Raw genomic sequence first — 17,041 nt, 5'->3', positions numbered from 1 at the left:
TTAGACCGCCATTCTAATTGGCGGGTTGTTCAATTGAAGCCCTAAGGTGGGGCTGTCTTGAATATCTCTTTGAATATCTTTTGAATATCGTCCTTCTACTTATATGAATATCCTAAGGATTATGAGGGGATTCGCTAGAGTGCGGCGTTATGTGAGCCTCAATTTTATGGCATTTATATTATGAACAACTTATTTACATATGTATCGATAATAACCAACTCACTCGAAAATCAATTGATTGTTGAGCGAAATCTTGTAAATGAGTTAGTTGAAGATGATGGGGTTGTTACTCAATATTCAGAGCAAATAGTTAAGTTTAGAAATGGTGTAACGATAAAGCAGAGTATTGAGAAGGACGTTGAATCTTCGAATACAGAAGTGGCTTGTGAAGAATCCTTTATCAATTATGAAGTTTTATTTGAGCCTGAAGATTATGACATTAACCCAAAGCGTAAAAATTTTATTAATCATTGCCAAGAAGCATTTTGGGTAAAAATAAGTACAGTACAAAACGCAAATACATAATCAAGTAGCCGCAGGTATCTAACCTCTGGCCCCTCCACCTGTATACAGCTCCGCACTGGGCTTATCCTGAAAATGTTTAAAATACAATGGCCGATTAACGCCTTTGTATTCCAATGGCATCTCCTGATTTAGCGCCATCGTTCTAAGAAAACGATAAAAAAGGTAATGGCATATTTGTCAGGTTTCTCATTTGTTAGCTCAAGTTCTTTTTGGCAGCCGAGTGTCAATCACCAATCTGAGTCGATTTGAAGAAAGGTTAATTGAGTTACAACAAACATTAAATAAGGCACCAAACGATACCCTCCCTTCTCAGCACTTAGCATCGCTTCACACCCAACAAGAATACGAACACATACCATTTACACCCTTATTTAATTGATATTTTACAAGTATTTACATTGACTGACGTTGCCATACATTCAAATCGCTATCCTTTAAATAACTAAACAAGAGGGGATACATGATGAACAGCAAATTAACTATTTCAGCAATTGCCGCCTTAGGTCTTGTTCTTAGCCTCGGAGCTTATGCCACAGCTAAAGGCAATAACAACAGTAGTCAGCGCCAACAAATGCCAGCCTACACAACAATGGATACCAATCAGGACCAACGGATTAGTGCAGACGAGTTTCATGCCTTTAAGGCCCAGCGTATCGCACAACAAACCGAAGCCGGTCGCAATTTAAAAAACATAGCCAACTCGCCGACCTTTGAAAGCCTAGATAGTAATGGCGATCAATTCCTCGACCAGAATGAATTAAATCACCAACGAGGAATGCGACAAGGTGGTCAAAGAGAAGGTGGCCAAGGAAAAGGACGAGCCTTCTAATCGAAGCTAAGCCACTGCTTACCCAGTGGCTTCTTTATTTAGAGCTTTAAATACAACTTTTAAAACACAAAAAAACACGTATTACATGTGATTGTCCAAGGAGAGCGACATGTCCCACTTCAGCTGGAAGCAGAGACTCGTGATTATTCCCCCCCTGATACTTGGTGGCCTGTTCCTTGCCTTTGCTTCAAGTATGAAAGCCGAGCCGCCAGCGGCCTCTCAAGCGCCTCCCAAAAAGGTGGTGCGAGTCCTTAAAGTGCTGCCACGTAAAATTCAGCCAATGGTACAAGGTTATGGTTACACCGAACCCGAGCAACAGTGGCAGGCGCAAGCAGAATTAGAAGGGACAGTTCTTTGGGTCCATCAGGATTTTGCCGATGGCGGAGTGATCCAGCAGGGGGCGGTGATTCTCAAGCTCGATCCATCCACTTATCAGCTGGAAGTCGCGAAGTTGAATGCCGAGATTGCAGTGGCCCAGCTTAAAGACCGCACGATTAGCGAATCGCTGAACATTGCCGTGCAAGAATATGAGCTGCAAAAATCCGAGTATCAGCGGATTCTAAAATTAAGCAGCACCGGGCACATTTCAAAAACTGAAAAAGACAACGCAAGCCACCAACTGCTCAGTAGCCAACAGCAACTGCAAACCCTAAAAAACAGTCTGGTGATCAATCAGGCGGAGCAGCAGGTTTTACAAATACAGTTGGCTCAGGCCGAGCGAGACCTCATCAATACCAGCATTGTTGCCCCCTTTGCTCTGCGCATTACCGAGACCTTGGTCGATAAGGCAGAATACGTTAGCAAGGGGCAAACTTTACTTCGTGCCGACGGGATCAGTGCGGTTGAGGTTAAGGCTCAGTTTCCCTTAGGCAAAATGCGCCCGCTACATCAGGCCACAGCCCTTGCGCCCATGGAAGATACTGCGCATAACAATTTAAGCGCGCGGGTCTCACTCAAGGTGGGCGAACAGCTGGTCCATTGGCAGGCACAGGTCAGTCGCTCCGGAGGGCAAATTGATGCGCAAACCCAGAGTCAAAGCATTGTGGTTCACATCGATAATCCTTATCAGCAAGCCAAACCCGGTGAAAAACCGCCGTTGATCCGCGATACCTTCGTGCAAGTCACGCTCAAAGCACCGGTATTAAACGAGCAGCTGCTGATCCCAGCCAATGCCGTTCACAATGATCAGGTCTATCTGGTCGGTCAAGAAGGCAAACTGGTGATTCGGCCAGTTAAGGTCGCCTTTATTCAACAGCAAATTGCGGTGATCCAATCGGGTCTGCAGGCCAATGATAAGGTGGTCTTAAGTCAGCTTTCACCGGCAGTTACAGGCATGCAACTAAAACCGCAGGTCGATCCTAAAATTCAAGCATGGCTGGATAAAACCACTGGGTTTAAAGCGTCGAAGCCGCAAAGTATGGAGGGTCAATGATGATTGCCTTATTTGCTCGCCATGCCACCGGTGCCAATGTATTGATGCTAGCGCTACTGTTACTCGGTGCCTTTGCGCTTCCCAAATTACAGAAAGATACCTTTCCTCTCACCCCGACTAAAGATGTTGAAATTCGGGTTAATTATCCCGGCGCTTCTCCCTACGAGGTACTCGAAGAAATTTGCCTACCACTGGAAGATGCCATCGACAAACTCAATGGGATTAAAGAGCTCAGCTGTGATGCCAGAGAAAACTTAGCCATCGCCAATGCCGAAATTAATTCTGGCGAAGACATCGACATCATCACCGCCGACATTCAGCAGCAGGTGAATGCCATTCACGATTTTCCGGCACGGGTTGAACAAATCAGCGTCAGTAAATTGGACCGGGTTGCCACAGTTGCCGGTGTGGCGATTCGTGGCGATATGTCGGCGCGTGATCTTTACCTGTTTGCGCAAGCAGTGAAGCAGCGTTTAAAAGCCAATCCGATGATTGCTCAGGTCAGTGTCGGCGGATTTTCCGAACAAGAAATAGAAATTCGAGTGTCTGACTGGACGCTCAAACAATATGGCCTGAGTATTGCCGATCTCTCGGCGGTGGTTGAGCAACAAAACCTGAATGCGCCAGCCGGAGTGTTTCGCAGCGACTTGGCTGAGACCAGCGTGCGCCTAGTACAACAGAGTAACAGTGTCGACGAAATAAAAAACATCATCATTAAAAGTAGTGAATTGGGCTCCCAACTGCGACTCGGCGATATTGCAGAGGTGGAGCAAAAATTTGCGCTCGATGAAGATAAAATATTATTCGAAGGCCAGCGCGCGGCGATCTTACAGATCTCAAAAAGCAACGCTCAAGACTCGCTCAAGGTCAAAGCGGCATTAGAGAGCTTAGTGGCGAAAGAGCAAGCCATGGCACCGCAGGGGGTCAGTTTCGATATCACTCAAGACCTTAGTGTCAACATCAAAGAACGTTTACGCATTCTTAGCAGCAACGGCATACAGGGTTTGCTATTGGCCTTCCTGATGTTATGGGCCTTCTTTAATATTCGCTTTAGTTTTTGGGTCGCGATGGGCTTACCGGTGTCCTTTCTGGGTTCAATTTTTGTGATGCACGTGCTCGGTTATACCATCAACATGATGACCATGGTCGGCCTGATCGTCGCCATTGGTTTATTGATGGATGATTCTTTAATTATTGCCGAGAACATTGCCGCGAAGCGCCAAGCAGGGATGCCGCCGATAGAAGCGGCCATTGTGGGTAGTAAACAAGTGTTCCCCGGCGTGCTGGCCTCCTTTGCCACGACTCTGATGGTGATTGGTCCGTTGATGTTTTTAAGCGGGAAAATGGGCGAAGTACTGCGCTATATACCAATTATTTTACTCATCACCCTATTGGTGAGCTTAGTCGAAGCGCTGCTGATCCTCCCCTCGCACCTTGCCCACAGTGACTTGCAGGCGAAACCGGATCCAGTGCGCGCACGTTTTATTGCAGGCTTTGAAAAATTAAGAGATGGCCTGTTTGTCCCACTGTCGATGAAAGCGATGCGCGCGCCTTATTTCACCTTAGGTTTATTGTTCATGGCAGTGCTTGTGTCCAGTGCAACCTTCTCTGCCGGCTGGTTGAAATTTAAGGCCATGCCCGCCTTGGAGAGTGATACCTTGCAGGCTCGTATTCTGCTTTCACAAGGCAGTTTACTCAGCCAAACTGAAACGGTCGTTGAAAAAGTATCGGCGGCTTTAGTGCAGCTGAATCAAGATTATGCCGAGGCTTTTCCTCAGTCTGAAGCGCTAATTAATAGCACGACCATCACTTACAACAGTAATCTAGACGCCAATGAATCGGGGCCTCATATGGCGACGGTGAGTGCCGATCTGCTACCCGCGCAATTTCGCCAACAGAGTATTAAGAGCTTGATCCAAAGCTGGAAAGAGAAAGTGGGGCCAGTCGCCGATGTGGTGTCACTCAAGTTCACCGATAAAGAAAGAGGGATTGCCGGCAATGGTATCGATATTCGAGTGCAAGGCGCTTCCTTAGATGATCTGGATCAGGTGAGCCGCTCACTGATTAAATGGCTGAAAGGTTTCGATGGCGTGTTTAACTTGTCCAGCGACCTGCGCAAAGGCAGAACTGAGATCCTGGTGAGCCTAAAAGATCAAGCGGGAGTGATGGGCGTGAACGCCGCGCAAATTGCCCAAACTCTAAGCAGTGCGGTTAAAGGCAGTACCGAGCTCACGGTGTTTCAACAGGCCGAAACCCTAGACATTACGGTGCGCCTCGCTGATTTCACCGCCCAGGCTAGCTTACAAGGGCTAAAAGACTTAGCCGTGACTGCCAGTAATGGGCGTTTGGTGCCACTCTCCAGCGTAGCTGAATTTAGCGAGCAACAGGCTTACTCACGAATCAACCGGATCAATGGCAATAACACCGTCACGGTGCAGGGTAATATTAATACCAATGTGGCCAATGCCAGAGAAATCATGCAGCAGTTTTATCGAGAGTTTGTCCCCAATGTGCAGCAGAAGTTTCCCGAACTTAGTTTTGTCTCGCAAGGGCAAGATAAGGAAAGTGCCGACACCGGTCGCTCGTTATTAACCTTCTTTATCTTGGGAGTGATAGGTATCTACTTGATCCTCACCTTCCTGTTTCAAAGTTACAGCCAACCTCTGGCGGTATTGCTGGCCATCCCCATGGGCTGGATAGGAGTCGTCTGGGGTCACCTTGGTATGGGGCTCGATTTAACTATTCCCAGCTTGGTTGGCTTTGCCACCCTTGCCGGGATCGTGGTGAACGATAATATTCTACTGGTGAACTTTGTGAAACAAAATATCGCTCAAGGGGGAAGCTTGATGGAGGCCTGTCAGGCCGCAGTCCACGACCGTTTTCGGGCGATTTTCATCACCTCTTTAACCACCTTTGCCGGCTTATTGCCCTTATTAACGGAAACCAGCACTCAGGCACAATTTCTGATCCCGCTGATTGCCAGTATCGCCTTTGGTTTGATCTCGGCCACCCTGTTGGCTTCGATCATCGTGCCTTGCGTACTGTTAATACTGGATGATTTGAACTGGAGCAAGTTTAATCAAGTGCCATCACCAGCAAATATCCAACCACCGATGACAACGGAGTAAAAGAAAACTGACAACAAGCCATTGCTGCAGCCCATCTTAGGCAAAGTGTCGGCGCACAAGTCCGTCGCTCACTGTCAAGATGGGTGATCTGTGCGAAACCCAATGATAGTGTGCTGCGCAACGGCTCATGAACAAAAGCTCAATAAAGAATTCTTAGCACCTCATCTGCCTTTATTCAGCGACAGAATCAAGCCAAAATCAGCACTCAAAAACTGTTTTTCCTTTAGATAAAGGTATAAGGGTAATCCAAAGAAAACACCGATGATTAAAGTTTCCAGCATGGCGAAGCTTCAAGCTTTCACCTGACGCCTTTGCCCAACAACCACAATAAAACCTAATAAAGTTACAGCTGCGATAACCACATCGAGCCAATTTTCATTCAAAATCAGGTTTCGGCTGCAAAACGAATCAAACTAGAATTTATTACGCGAATGTCAAACATCGCATAGATTAAATCGCGATGAATCTCCTGAATCAAAGCATACCTTCAAGCAAAAATGTCCCATGCTTTGGCTTAAAATAGAAACTAAAAAGGCCGCATACAGTGGCCTCAATCCAAACTCGAGTCTCAAGGTACTCAGTGAGTCCATCAAACTACTGCGCAAAACGGCACTAGCGAGAACCAAGTAGGTCGGCAGTTAACATTGCCGCTAATACTAACTCTGGCGTGACTTCAAAGGGCATGTTGTGAATGGTTTCCCCTTCAGCACAAGACGCTTCTGCAACCTCGAGTAATTTATCACGGTTAATCTTAGTCACCCCCATGGCTTGAAAGTTAGTCGGCAGACCCACCGAGCGGCAGAACTCAATGACTTCGTCGATTTCAGCCAGCGGCGCATTCTCTAGTACCAACTGAGTCAAGGTCCCAAATGTCACCTTCTCACCATGATAGAGATGATGGCATTCTTCAAGCTTGGTTAAACCATTATGGATGGCATGTGCGGCGGCTAAACCAGAACTTTCAAAACCGATCCCAGAAAGATAGGTATTCGCCTCAATAATATTTTCCAAAGCAGTATTCGATAAATTTTGATCGCAGGCTATTTTAGCCTTTAAGCCATCAGCAAGCAGGGTGTCATAACACAATTTAGCCAGCGCTTGTGCGGCTCGAGTTGGTGCGCCACCCGCCATTGTCGCCTTGTTAGAAATGCTGTTTGCTCTCGCTTCAAAGTGGGTCGATAAAGCATCCCCCATCCCCGACACCAATAAACGGGTTGGCGCAGCGGCAATAATAGCGGTGTCCATGATCACCATATCTGGGGTACGTGGATAAACCAGATACTCGCTAAACTCCCCTTCAGGTGTATAAATAACCGACAAGGCGCTCGTTGGTGCATCGGTCGAAGCAATCGTTGGCACAATCACCACCGGTAGCTTGCTGTAAAAGGCCACCGCTTTGGCAGTATCTAAGGTTTTTCCGCCGCCAATTCCAACAATCGCTTGGCTTCCTTGTTGTTCAGCAATCGCAGTTAAGCGCTCAATTTCGGGTCGACTACATTCGCCAGTAAATTCAAGCATGCTCAACTCAACTTGCGATTGTTGACAACTGTTCGCTACCGTCGCGCCCACCAGTTCGGTGACAAAACCATCGGCAATTACCATCACCTTATGAGCTAAGGGTTTAAGATAGTCGCCGATGCTCGCCATAACCTTGGAACCTTGAATATATTTACTTGGGGAAATAATGATCTTGTCCATGTTAAGCCTCACTAATTGTTATCGATAAAAGTGGCTATAAAACGCCATCGTTGCTTTGCTTAACTGATTGTAAAGAGCCAAGCATGGACAAATTGTGCGCTACGGTTCATTTTGTCAGAGATGACAAATTATTATGATGGGTAGACAAGATAGTGATACCCTGCGGCCTGCCTATTGTGGAAGAACAATGATTGATCGAGCAAGGCATCACGTTTGATCGTATGGGGACTCATTAGCTTGCAAACGCTCACTAAAATGATAATCAAATTTAAATACTTTTAAGCTGATTTTTGAGCAAAATGAATAAGTAGTTTTAAGCTGACTGTCTTGAAAATTCGTGTCTAAAAACACAAAAAACATTAATTATCTTATAGTTGCGACTCAAGCCTTGTTCGATAAGGACAGCCATTTCAAGCTTATATTTCACTAGTTGAAGAGAATCGCTTTATAACGTGATTAGTTATTCTCTAATTACGATGGATGTCTTATTTATTTTGCTGATAACAAGGAAAATCACGTCAATAAGGTCATGCTTTTGATTGATGTCAGATCGAGTATCCTCGACGACTGATAAATGTTCAATTATGTTCAAAATAACTATGTAGCTTAGAGTTTAGAGGTATTAGATCATATCTGTTAACAAAGTGCGATCCCGCCCTGGGGGTTTATTCCCCTTTGGGCCGTACCGATTTATGCTTCACTGATTCTCGATATGCACTCCAGTCAGGGGGAAATCCGCGATAATATTTAAAGAAAGGTCGGTATCAATAACGTCTCCCATTCCAACTATCATCCATCACTTACTTAGTTGCAACATTACTTTCTTGAGCAAACTCCCATCTTTTAGGCACATGCAGTTAGCATGTATCACACATAGATTGTTTCACATTCAAAGTAATTCTATATTAATCAATAGAGTATCAGTAAGGTTTTGAAAAAAAATATTAAACACAGCGTTTCATGTCAAATAGATGGTAACGACCTAGCTTGTATATATATGGCTGCCGACACCAACAAGCGAAACGTTGGCTCCAATTTCGCTGAGAGCATCGAAAATGAGGGATCTTATTGTTGAGCAAAGGCTTGGTTTAAGGCTAGAGCGTGATAAAAAGAGGCCGTATTGGCACGCGAGAAACTCAGCTGGTCCACCTTCATGTAATGACTGTGTAGCGCTTGGTAATTGGCTCTTTGTGCAGGCGGGGTGGGATTTTTATTCATCGGTCCCGTTTGATAAATATAATAATCGGGGGCGGCAAACAGCACGCTCTCGAAATTAAACTTAGCAATCTTTCGTTGCGAGGGCGCAAATAACTCTCCCCCAGCCGCTTCAATAATACTATTCACAATATTGCCCTTCCCCGCAATCATGAAGGGATGCTCGGTCACTTCATAAACCACCTTTGGTTTAAGCTTTAAAGGCTTAATTTCGGCGCGTAACAGGGTGAGTTTATCGATTAATGCTTTGGCCTGCGACTGGTGATCGCTTAACTCGCCTAGCTGCTGTACTTGCACCAGAATGTCATCCAAGGTTAAGGGATTATACAGCAGCGTTTGTGCGTCAATTAAAGCGGCCATTTGCTGAGAGAAAAAACGATTAGAACTAATAATTAATAAATCAGGCTTAAGTCTCTTAATCAACTCAACATTAGGTTTGATATGCGAGCCTATTTTAGTGGCATTGGGAAAATCAAAGTTATTGCGAGTCACCCCAACTACCTTATCTGCCGCACCGAGCTGGATCAGGATGTCGCCAGCGGCGGGCGCAAGCAGAACAATTCGCTGATAAGCAAAAGCGTTAGGGATTAAAACAAAAGCTAGTATCGCTGCGAGTAACCGACACATCATACACCTCAGAAAGCAGTGCAGGGCTTAACTGTTGTTGCACTACATCGTACAACAGCTTGCCCTGCTTCAAGAAAAGAAAACGATCGAAATAACGATGCGCTAAGTTGATATCGTGAACCGAACTAATGATAGTTTGCGGCAAACTATATAGATGCTCAAAGATCTGCAAGGTATGGCGAATATCTAGGCTGGCGTTGGGTTCATCCAAATAGACAATTGGTGCATCTTGATTAAGCACCCGAGCCAACATCACCCGACGCTGCTCGCCACCAGACAGCTCGGTATAACTTTTACTTTGATAGCGTTGAATATCCAATAGCGACAGCAGCGCTTGGGTTTTGTCTCTGTCTTGCTGCGAAAAAGACTGGCCGTTGGAGCAGGCAAATCGGCCCAGCTGCACCACCTCAAAGACACTAAACGGAAAAGAAATATCAGAAAACTGCGACAGCAAGGCAAACTGTTTAGCCCGTGCTAAATGGGGCGTATCTCGAAGATCAAACCCATCATAAAATACACTATTTGGCGGCGGTTCAATCAGACCAGTTAGCAGATTGATCAGGGTACTTTTACCACAACCGTTCTCCCCCATTAAGGCCACTTTCTCACCCTCGGAAATGGTGAGAGAATCCAGCTCAAGTTGGAAGTCACCACGCTGATAACAGAGCGCATTAATGCTAATTTTAGCCATTCCAGAAGCGCCCTCTGCGAGTACGTAACAAGTAAAAGAAAAATAGGCCACCTAAAATGGCCGTGATAATCCCCACAGGCAGCTCTGCACCACCAGGGATAATCACCCGGGAAAGGGTGTCCGATAGCATTAACAAAAAACTACCCAACAGGCTGGAATAAAAAATATTCAGTTTCATGTCACTGCCAAACAAGCTACGTGCAACATGCGGAACAATCAGCCCAACAAAACCGATAATGCCAGAAAAGCTCACCGCCACTGACACCAAAATAGTTGATAACACAAAAGCGACCGAGCGTAAGCGGTGCACGTTTAGCCCCAAGCTTTGTGCCGATTGTTCATCCAAAGCTAAGATGTTGAGTTTTAAGGCTTGTCGCTGCAAATAGAAGTAAACGCCAGTCAAGATCAGGGCGCACAACGCGAGCTTGTCCCAACTGACTAGAAATATGCCGCCCATTAACCAGTACACAATTGAGTTCAAAGAGTCTTCAAAATAGTATTTCGAGAAACTAATCATGGCCGATGCCACAATATTCATCACCACGCCAGCTAAAATCATGGTGATAGGATTGATCCGCCCCTGAGTTAAAGACATCCGATAGACCAAGATTAAACCACTAAGCCCAGTGACAAAGGCAAATACCGAGACCAAGTACACCGGTACGCCGATCGCTATCGCCAGTACAGCACCAAGCGCCGACGATGAAGCCGCCCCCGTGGTAAAGCTATCGGCCAGCGGGTTCTTTAAGGTCAGTTGGTAGATACTGCCACTAAGGCCCAACATGGCACCGATGACAGCTGCAAATAATACCCGCGGAAAGCGTAACTCCAGCAGAATACTTTGCTCAACACTGGTCATCGCCAAAGGATTAATCCAGTGCGGGCCGACCATGGTGGAGAGCAACGCCGAAACGATAAATAAGCTGACCAACAGCGGCTTCATGTTTCAACTCGCTGAACAATGTAGTGAGCAATCCACAGCAATAATGAATTAAGCAGCAACAAAATCCCAAGAGACTGAAAACTAAAAGTCCCTTGATTTAGCAAAGCCGAACGGAGCAGCTCAGCGCTGTATGTCAGCGGTGAAAATGCCGCCACCACCTGAATAATGCTTGGCATTTGATCAACCGGGAAAAAAGTCCCCGAGAGAAACATCATGGGAGTAATAATAAAGGCGTTCATGGTGGCTTGGTCACGATGATTTTTCATCTTTAATGCCACAATAAAACCAATCAAGGAAAACGCCGCTAAGTGCAAGACTAATGAGGCAAAAAACAGTATTGAAAAGTGCAGTTTTACGCCACATAACACACTATAAACAGCAATAATCACCACAGGGATCAAGCCTTTGGTCATACCGTATAACACTTCACCCGCAACAATTTGCCAACGCTGATTGGGTGCCAACAAAAACTCTTCGAAAATCTTTAAGTAGAAACGGCTAATATTAATTTCTGAGGCAATATTGTAGCTTTGATTCATACTCGACATAGCCAGCAAACCAGGCAATAAGAAGGTGAGATAATCGATTCCCCCCACCTGAGTTTCTTTACCAACCCCAAAGCCAAAGGCCATCAAATATAAAAAAGGAGGAACCGCTCCGGCCAACACCGTACGCACTAATTTTTTACGTAAAATGGTGCACTCTCGATAGTAAATGCCATAAATCCCATCAAGCATGTTTGATTAGCCTCTTGCCGGTGAGCGTTAGAAACACATCTTCGAGCGTGGTTTCTCGAATGCTGACTGGTGCATCGGTAATATTCGCCAAACGACTCAGTGCATCTTGGCGCTGTTCAAAAAACTCTTGCTCTAAGTTTTCACCTTGAATGTCGAGTACAAACTGACCAACCTTGGTTTTTAATTGTTCGGGCGTGCCCTCGGCGATCAGTTTGCCTTGCTCAATAAAAATCACCCGCTGCGCCAAACGCTCGGCTTCTTCAATGTAGTGAGTGGTTAAAAATATGGTGCACTGTTGCTGCTGGTTAATCCGACTCAGAAATTGCCACATTTGCCGGCGACTATGTGGGTCGAGTCCCACCGTTGGCTCATCTAAAAATAAGATCTTTGGCTGATGCATTAAGGCGCGAGCGATCACCAACTTGCGTTTCATACCACCAGAGAGTTTTTCTGCAGGTTTATTTCGATGCTCGTACAAATCAGTAAATTGCAAACTTTGCTCAATTTGCTGCTCCAGCGCCTTACCTCGTAAATGGTATAACATACCATGCACCCGCAGATTCTGGACCAGGCTCAATTCTCGGTCCAAGTTATTGTGTTGCGGAACCACTCCGATCAACTTCTTCAAATTTAAACGGCGAGGATGGAAATGTTCACCTTCATATAAAATTTCCCCAGAACTTGCCTCAAGTAGCCCAGTTAACATTTTTATAATGGTGGTTTTACCCGCGCCATTGGGACCAAGGAAGGCACAAATCTCCCCCCGGTTCAGAGAAAAATCAACCTTGTCGACAGCTATAGTGCGATCAAAACAACGGCTTAATTGCCTTGCTTCAATAATGACCTTTGAGCTTTGGTTCAGCGCTTTGTGCAAATGAATGGTCTACCTAATGAAGAGAACATACGGAACTTAGCGAGTTTTTCGCCCAGCTCCGTTAACTGATTATTTCAAAGTAATGTTGCCGTCTTTTGCCGCATCGCGAAGGTGTTGCAAATACAGTTGTTGGATCTTGTCGTTGCTGCCTAGACCTTCGAGGATAGGAGTAACCGCAATCCCATTTTGGCTCAGCATTACTTTCCAAGAATCATCTTCATCGCCAGCCATATCATTATTTGCATGGTCACCCGCAACCACCATCAGTGGTTTAATCATGACGGTTTGGATCCGGTCATTTTTTAGCTTTTGCAATAAGGCAGCAAAATTAGGATGGCCTTCAACCAAACCAACATAGATCTGTAGGTCAGGATAAAGCTGATTTAACTGCTCTTCTAACTCGTAATACAAACCGGTCGAGAGATGATCATTACCGTGTCCCATATAAACTAAGGCGCTGTGCTGAGCTTTCGCTTGCTCAACATCGTCGACTAAAGATGTCGCCAATTTTTCTATATCCTCAGAATAAGAGTACTGTTTCCCCCAAGTTCCCATTAAGGGGCGACCCAAGGCGATCTGCTTAAAGGGCTTCCATTCCGGCTTGATGGTTTCAATAGAGTTGAGTGCATCCACATAAGCTTTTAAGTCGATAAACTCTTCGCCATGAGACAATAAAGTGGTTTGCACAACAATCTGGTTGTAGCCTTCATTCTGTAAATCGGCCAATGTTCCCAATACATTTTTCACTTGATAAAAAGACGCGGGAATTTCTGGGTGGTCTTGCTGATATTGCTGATCACTTTGTCTTTTATGCCATTTTTTGCGAATTATATTCGAGGTAAAAGCGTAACGTACCGGTGTATTCGGGTAGGCTTTTTCGACGCTTCGTTTAATCGCCAACAGCGATTCGACGGCAGAATCATATGTGGTACCAAAAGCGGCTAATACAATTGCGGATGTATGCGGTTCATTTTTATTCATTAAATCAGATGCCATGGATGAGTTTGTTGTAAATGCGAAACCAATGAGGCTCAGGCATAAATACTGGATAGACCGAGTTAATACTGTCGAAATTTGCATATATTCACCGATAAATAGATTGGTGCCTATAAACTCAAATTTTTGCTGCTTGTAAGCGAGTCTATAAGCGATTGATTAATGAAACGCAGCATTTAAGATGATTGCCGTCTTGATAGCCTCGAAGGCGACCACAAACATCGGTAGCTGATTACACCTCATCAACGCCCCCTCATCTTCTCAAAAATAAATCAATCGTCATTTGAGCAAGATCAGGCTAGGCCTGATGATCATTTCCTGTTATTGATTTTTCCTTGCAAACAAGGTAATTCATCTACAAAAAACATTGTAACTAGCTCACTGTAAACAAGTTGTGGATTGCTTTTTAATTTGAATGACTCAGTAAAATATTGTTACAAGTCGACAATATTTTTCTATCTTTGGCGATGCAAAGCACGCAAATCTCTGGCGATAAACTGAGCTTAATTCAAGCAGCTAACAGCATTTAAATTTGCCCTAAGCGCCTAGGATTGATTGAATTCGGGCGATTATTCTTACAGCCGTGAGTCACTGACTAAAACAATAAAATACATCTGAAATGTTGCCATCTACGTCAATGTCGATCATCGGCTAACGCAGTTTAGTGAAACGCAGACTTTACCCAAGGTTTACTTAAAAAATGTATCTCGCGAGCGCTCAATCAACGCTAACAGCGGCGTAGTAAACAGTCGCGAATTTGCAGCAAGGACTGCTTTAGTTGTGTCATACTGCGACACCCCATGAGACTAATTCGCACCGCTGGCTGCTGATTAGTGACCACCGCAAAGTGATAGTCGGCGCTCACTCGAATATGCTGTTTAGCCATCAACTCGGTAAACACTTGGCTGCTCCAACCTTGAGGCAGTAATAACCAAATATGGAATGCATGATGCTTTGGCAATTGCTGATCAACAAAATCAAATTGCGCAAAGATCTGTTTCGCCAATTGCTGACGCTGCCCTGCCTGCTGCTTTTGCCACTGACTAATTCGATCGACGTCACCACTGCGAATCATTCGACAGGCCAATTCTTGTAATATTGGAGAAGGGAGCCATAGGGTTGTTCGCAACAAATGAATATAATCGTCTCGCTGAGCTTTAGGCACAACCAATAGGCCCAATCGCAAGCTAGGCGAAACACTTTTCGATAAGCTACTCAAGTAAATAGTTTGACTCGGTGCAAATGAATAAAATGGTTTGATTTCATCCTCGCTGAGAAAACCATAGATATCGTCATCGATTACTTGTATGTCAAACTCTTTCACTAACTCGGCAAGCGCCTCACGGCGATTATTCGGCATCACACTACCCGTGGGGTTTTGACAAGATGCAACCAATACTAAGGCTCGAATCGATTGCTGAGAATGCTGTTCACGTAAAGATTGTGGGCAAAGCCCCTGTTCATCTAGTGACACTGCCACAGGTACACGACCAGTTTGGCGCAATACCGCTAAGATCCCCGGATAACAGAGAGACTCAACCGCCACCCGATCCCCCACCTGAGTACAAGCAAGAATCGCAAGCAGCAAACCATGCTGGGCACCATGACAAGGGATCACTTGCTCAGACTCACAAACAACACCTTGGCGCTGCAACCATTGACTAAAAGTGGCGAGATGTTGCGGATTACCTGCACCATCTTCATAACCGCAATAACGTTCCAGATCTGCATCACTAAATTGCTTTAGATGTCGTTGCAATGGCCCGAGCAAAGGACTAACTAAAGGGGCAACCAAGGACAGATTCACCTCTCCATCGGTGCGCCCTTTGATACCATCACTCATATTACCGTTAAATATTACGAAAGTGCCCCTGCCCACCCCCGCGCTCAGCAAGCCTTTGGCTTCCAATGCTTGATAAGCTTGACGAACGGTGACCGCGCTACTCCCAATGTAAGCAGCTAACTGACGATGAGCTGGTAATTTGTCCTGAAAGGTAAGCTGTTTCTTAAGAATGGCGTTCTCAATACATCGCGCAATTTCTAAGTAAAGCGGTCGAGCCTGAGGATTAAAGCCAATTAATAAATGCTGCATCGTTTCATCTTGATAGGCGTTATTGGAATAGCCGCAACTATAACAACTTTGCCCACAACAACAATCATCCCGGCAATTCAACAAGCAATAACAACAAAGAAAAATGAAGTGCTCAATTCAACCGAACAACTGTGCTTCTGCTCAAAGTAAGCCATCAGACGTCCTTATTAATTACATTGGATTTAAGGTAAACCATGACAAAAATGCTAAACCTCACTCTATCGGTTTCAGCTGAGCCTCTTTTGCATATACTCCCGCGTACTTAATCAGCAACGATTTGACCCATACCGGATAGTCATCGCTTTGCATCTGTTTTTCAATTTCAGGCAATAGGTACAAATAGGGGGACTTTTTAGACATAGAGATATACAAATTGCCAGTGAGGATGGAAGTGGGTAAGTCAACGATGTCATCCTTAATCCCAAAGGCTTGCAACATCGCTAAACCAGAAAACCGCCCGACCGGAATAAAATCAACCCGCTGATGAAACAATTTGTGAAAATTCTGCCGATAAGTTGTCACTCGCTCAATATTGGTATTGTTTTTTAGATATCGATCAAAACGCTGCCCAATACTCACACCAAGTACCATCCCCGCTTTCTTACCAGCTAAATCTTGCCAAGTTTGGAAGGTTAATTGGGCACTTTTGTTCACAAATACAGCTTGCTCATTAAAGCCCATTGGGGTGGCAATAAATGTTGAATAGCTTTTTCTGGTTTCATTAATAAACGAGCAAATATTGATATCAACCCGCCCCGTTTCAATATAACTTTGGCAACGCTTCCATGGACCCACATAGGTCAAATCAACATCCACCCCAAGATTTGCAAATAAAGTTTTAGTGACTTCTGCGCACGCGCCTTTAATTTCCGAGCCACTGCTCCAGTTCCAAGGCGGATAATCATGATGGCCACAGGCCGACAGTTTAATTGAACTATCTTCAGCATATGCCTCTATAGGCTCCGCCAAAAAGCAACACACCATTAAAAAAAGTTGGGTCACTGCTCTTTTTTTCATGATGTTGATATCTCCAATACCATTTGAAGAACGAAACAAAAACCACCTTCACTACATCTTACTCTTACAAAATAGAGCGGATATTGATCCAAACGCTCTATAATCGTAGCCAGCCCCTTCAATTATAAATGATTAAATAGCCGAACTTCTAAATCTGTCGGCGTTATTCATCACCGCTCAAGCTTGTAAAAAATGCTGAGCACATACGCAACCCACGCAGTTCATCCTCAATCACGT

13 protein-coding genes are annotated in these 17,041 nt (G+C 45.0%); 4 read left to right on the top strand and 9 right to left on the bottom strand.

The genetic code is table 11. The annotated features are described in order from the left end of the window. Positions 1–180: 180 nt before the first annotated feature. From ACRRS0_RS06435 to ACRRS0_RS06420, 4 genes are all read left to right on the top strand, one after another. The gene (locus tag ACRRS0_RS06435) at positions 181–525 is read left to right on the top strand and encodes a hypothetical protein (RefSeq protein WP_432454020.1); all 345 of its coding nucleotides are present in this window, start codon (positions 181–183) and stop codon (positions 523–525) included. A gap of 460 nt (positions 526–985) precedes the next feature. Further along, positions 986–1,354, top strand: coding sequence for a hypothetical protein (locus ACRRS0_RS06430; protein WP_432454021.1), 369 nt, complete (start codon positions 986–988; stop codon positions 1,352–1,354). A 109-nt stretch (positions 1,355–1,463) separates the two neighbouring features. Continuing rightward, a complete protein-coding gene (locus tag ACRRS0_RS06425) occupies positions 1,464–2,786 on the top strand; it encodes an efflux RND transporter periplasmic adaptor subunit (protein WP_432454022.1) in 1,323 nt (440 codons plus the stop codon). Beyond that, complete coding sequence (locus ACRRS0_RS06420) at positions 2,783–5,914, top strand: efflux RND transporter permease subunit (protein ID WP_432454023.1); 3,132 nt, start codon at positions 2,783–2,785, stop codon at positions 5,912–5,914. The genes ACRRS0_RS06425 and ACRRS0_RS06420 overlap by 4 nt, the downstream gene beginning before the upstream one ends. Positions 5,915–6,526: 612 nt before the next feature. On the opposite strand, the gene ACRRS0_RS06415 is transcribed toward ACRRS0_RS06420, so the two are convergent. The 9 genes from ACRRS0_RS06415 to ACRRS0_RS06375 all read right to left on the bottom strand — a co-directional run bounded on the left by ACRRS0_RS06415 (position 6,527) and on the right by ACRRS0_RS06375 (position 16,804). Next, complete coding sequence (locus ACRRS0_RS06415) at positions 6,527–7,612, bottom strand: glycerol dehydrogenase (protein ID WP_432454024.1); 1,086 nt, start codon at positions 7,610–7,612, stop codon at positions 6,527–6,529. Between the two features lie 1,065 nt (positions 7,613–8,677). Continuing rightward, positions 8,678–9,457, bottom strand: a complete 780-nt coding sequence (locus ACRRS0_RS06410; RefSeq protein WP_432454025.1) for an ABC transporter substrate-binding protein — start codon at positions 9,455–9,457, stop codon at positions 8,678–8,680. Next, the gene (locus ACRRS0_RS06405) at positions 9,408–10,145 is read right to left on the bottom strand and encodes an ABC transporter ATP-binding protein (RefSeq protein WP_432454026.1); all 738 of its coding nucleotides are present in this window, start codon (positions 10,143–10,145) and stop codon (positions 9,408–9,410) included. Before ACRRS0_RS06405 ends, ACRRS0_RS06410 begins: the two co-directional genes overlap by 50 nt. Then, complete coding sequence (locus ACRRS0_RS06400; RefSeq protein ID WP_432454027.1) at positions 10,138–11,088, bottom strand: FecCD family ABC transporter permease; 951 nt, start codon at positions 11,086–11,088, stop codon at positions 10,138–10,140. Before ACRRS0_RS06400 ends, ACRRS0_RS06405 begins: the two co-directional genes overlap by 8 nt. Continuing rightward, complete coding sequence (locus tag ACRRS0_RS06395) at positions 11,085–11,825, bottom strand: ABC transporter permease (protein WP_432454028.1); 741 nt, start codon at positions 11,823–11,825, stop codon at positions 11,085–11,087. Before ACRRS0_RS06395 ends, ACRRS0_RS06400 begins: the two co-directional genes overlap by 4 nt. Beyond that, positions 11,818–12,699 (bottom strand): ABC transporter ATP-binding protein, encoded by an 882-nt coding sequence (locus tag ACRRS0_RS06390; RefSeq protein WP_432454029.1) that lies wholly within the window; start codon positions 12,697–12,699, stop codon positions 11,818–11,820. Before ACRRS0_RS06390 ends, ACRRS0_RS06395 begins: the two co-directional genes overlap by 8 nt. Positions 12,700–12,768: 69 nt before the next feature. Beyond that, positions 12,769–13,680: a sirohydrochlorin cobaltochelatase gene (locus tag ACRRS0_RS06385; protein ID WP_432454030.1), complete on the bottom strand. Its 912-nt coding sequence runs from the start codon at positions 13,678–13,680 to the stop codon at positions 12,769–12,771. A 742-nt stretch (positions 13,681–14,422) separates the two neighbouring features. Then, positions 14,423–15,787, bottom strand: a complete 1,365-nt coding sequence (locus ACRRS0_RS06380) for a PLP-dependent aminotransferase family protein (RefSeq protein WP_432454031.1) — start codon at positions 15,785–15,787, stop codon at positions 14,423–14,425. A gap of 213 nt (positions 15,788–16,000) precedes the next feature. Next, complete coding sequence (locus ACRRS0_RS06375) at positions 16,001–16,804, bottom strand: substrate-binding periplasmic protein (protein ID WP_432454032.1); 804 nt, start codon at positions 16,802–16,804, stop codon at positions 16,001–16,003. Positions 16,805–17,041 lie beyond the last annotated feature (237 nt).

The sequence above is a fragment of the Agarivorans sp. QJM3NY_29 genome (genome assembly GCF_050870835.2).
Taxonomy (GTDB): domain Bacteria; phylum Pseudomonadota; class Gammaproteobacteria; order Enterobacterales; family Celerinatantimonadaceae; genus Agarivorans.
The sequence above is the reverse complement of the archived record's forward strand: the minus strand, read 5'-3'. Positions and strand labels throughout refer to the sequence as shown.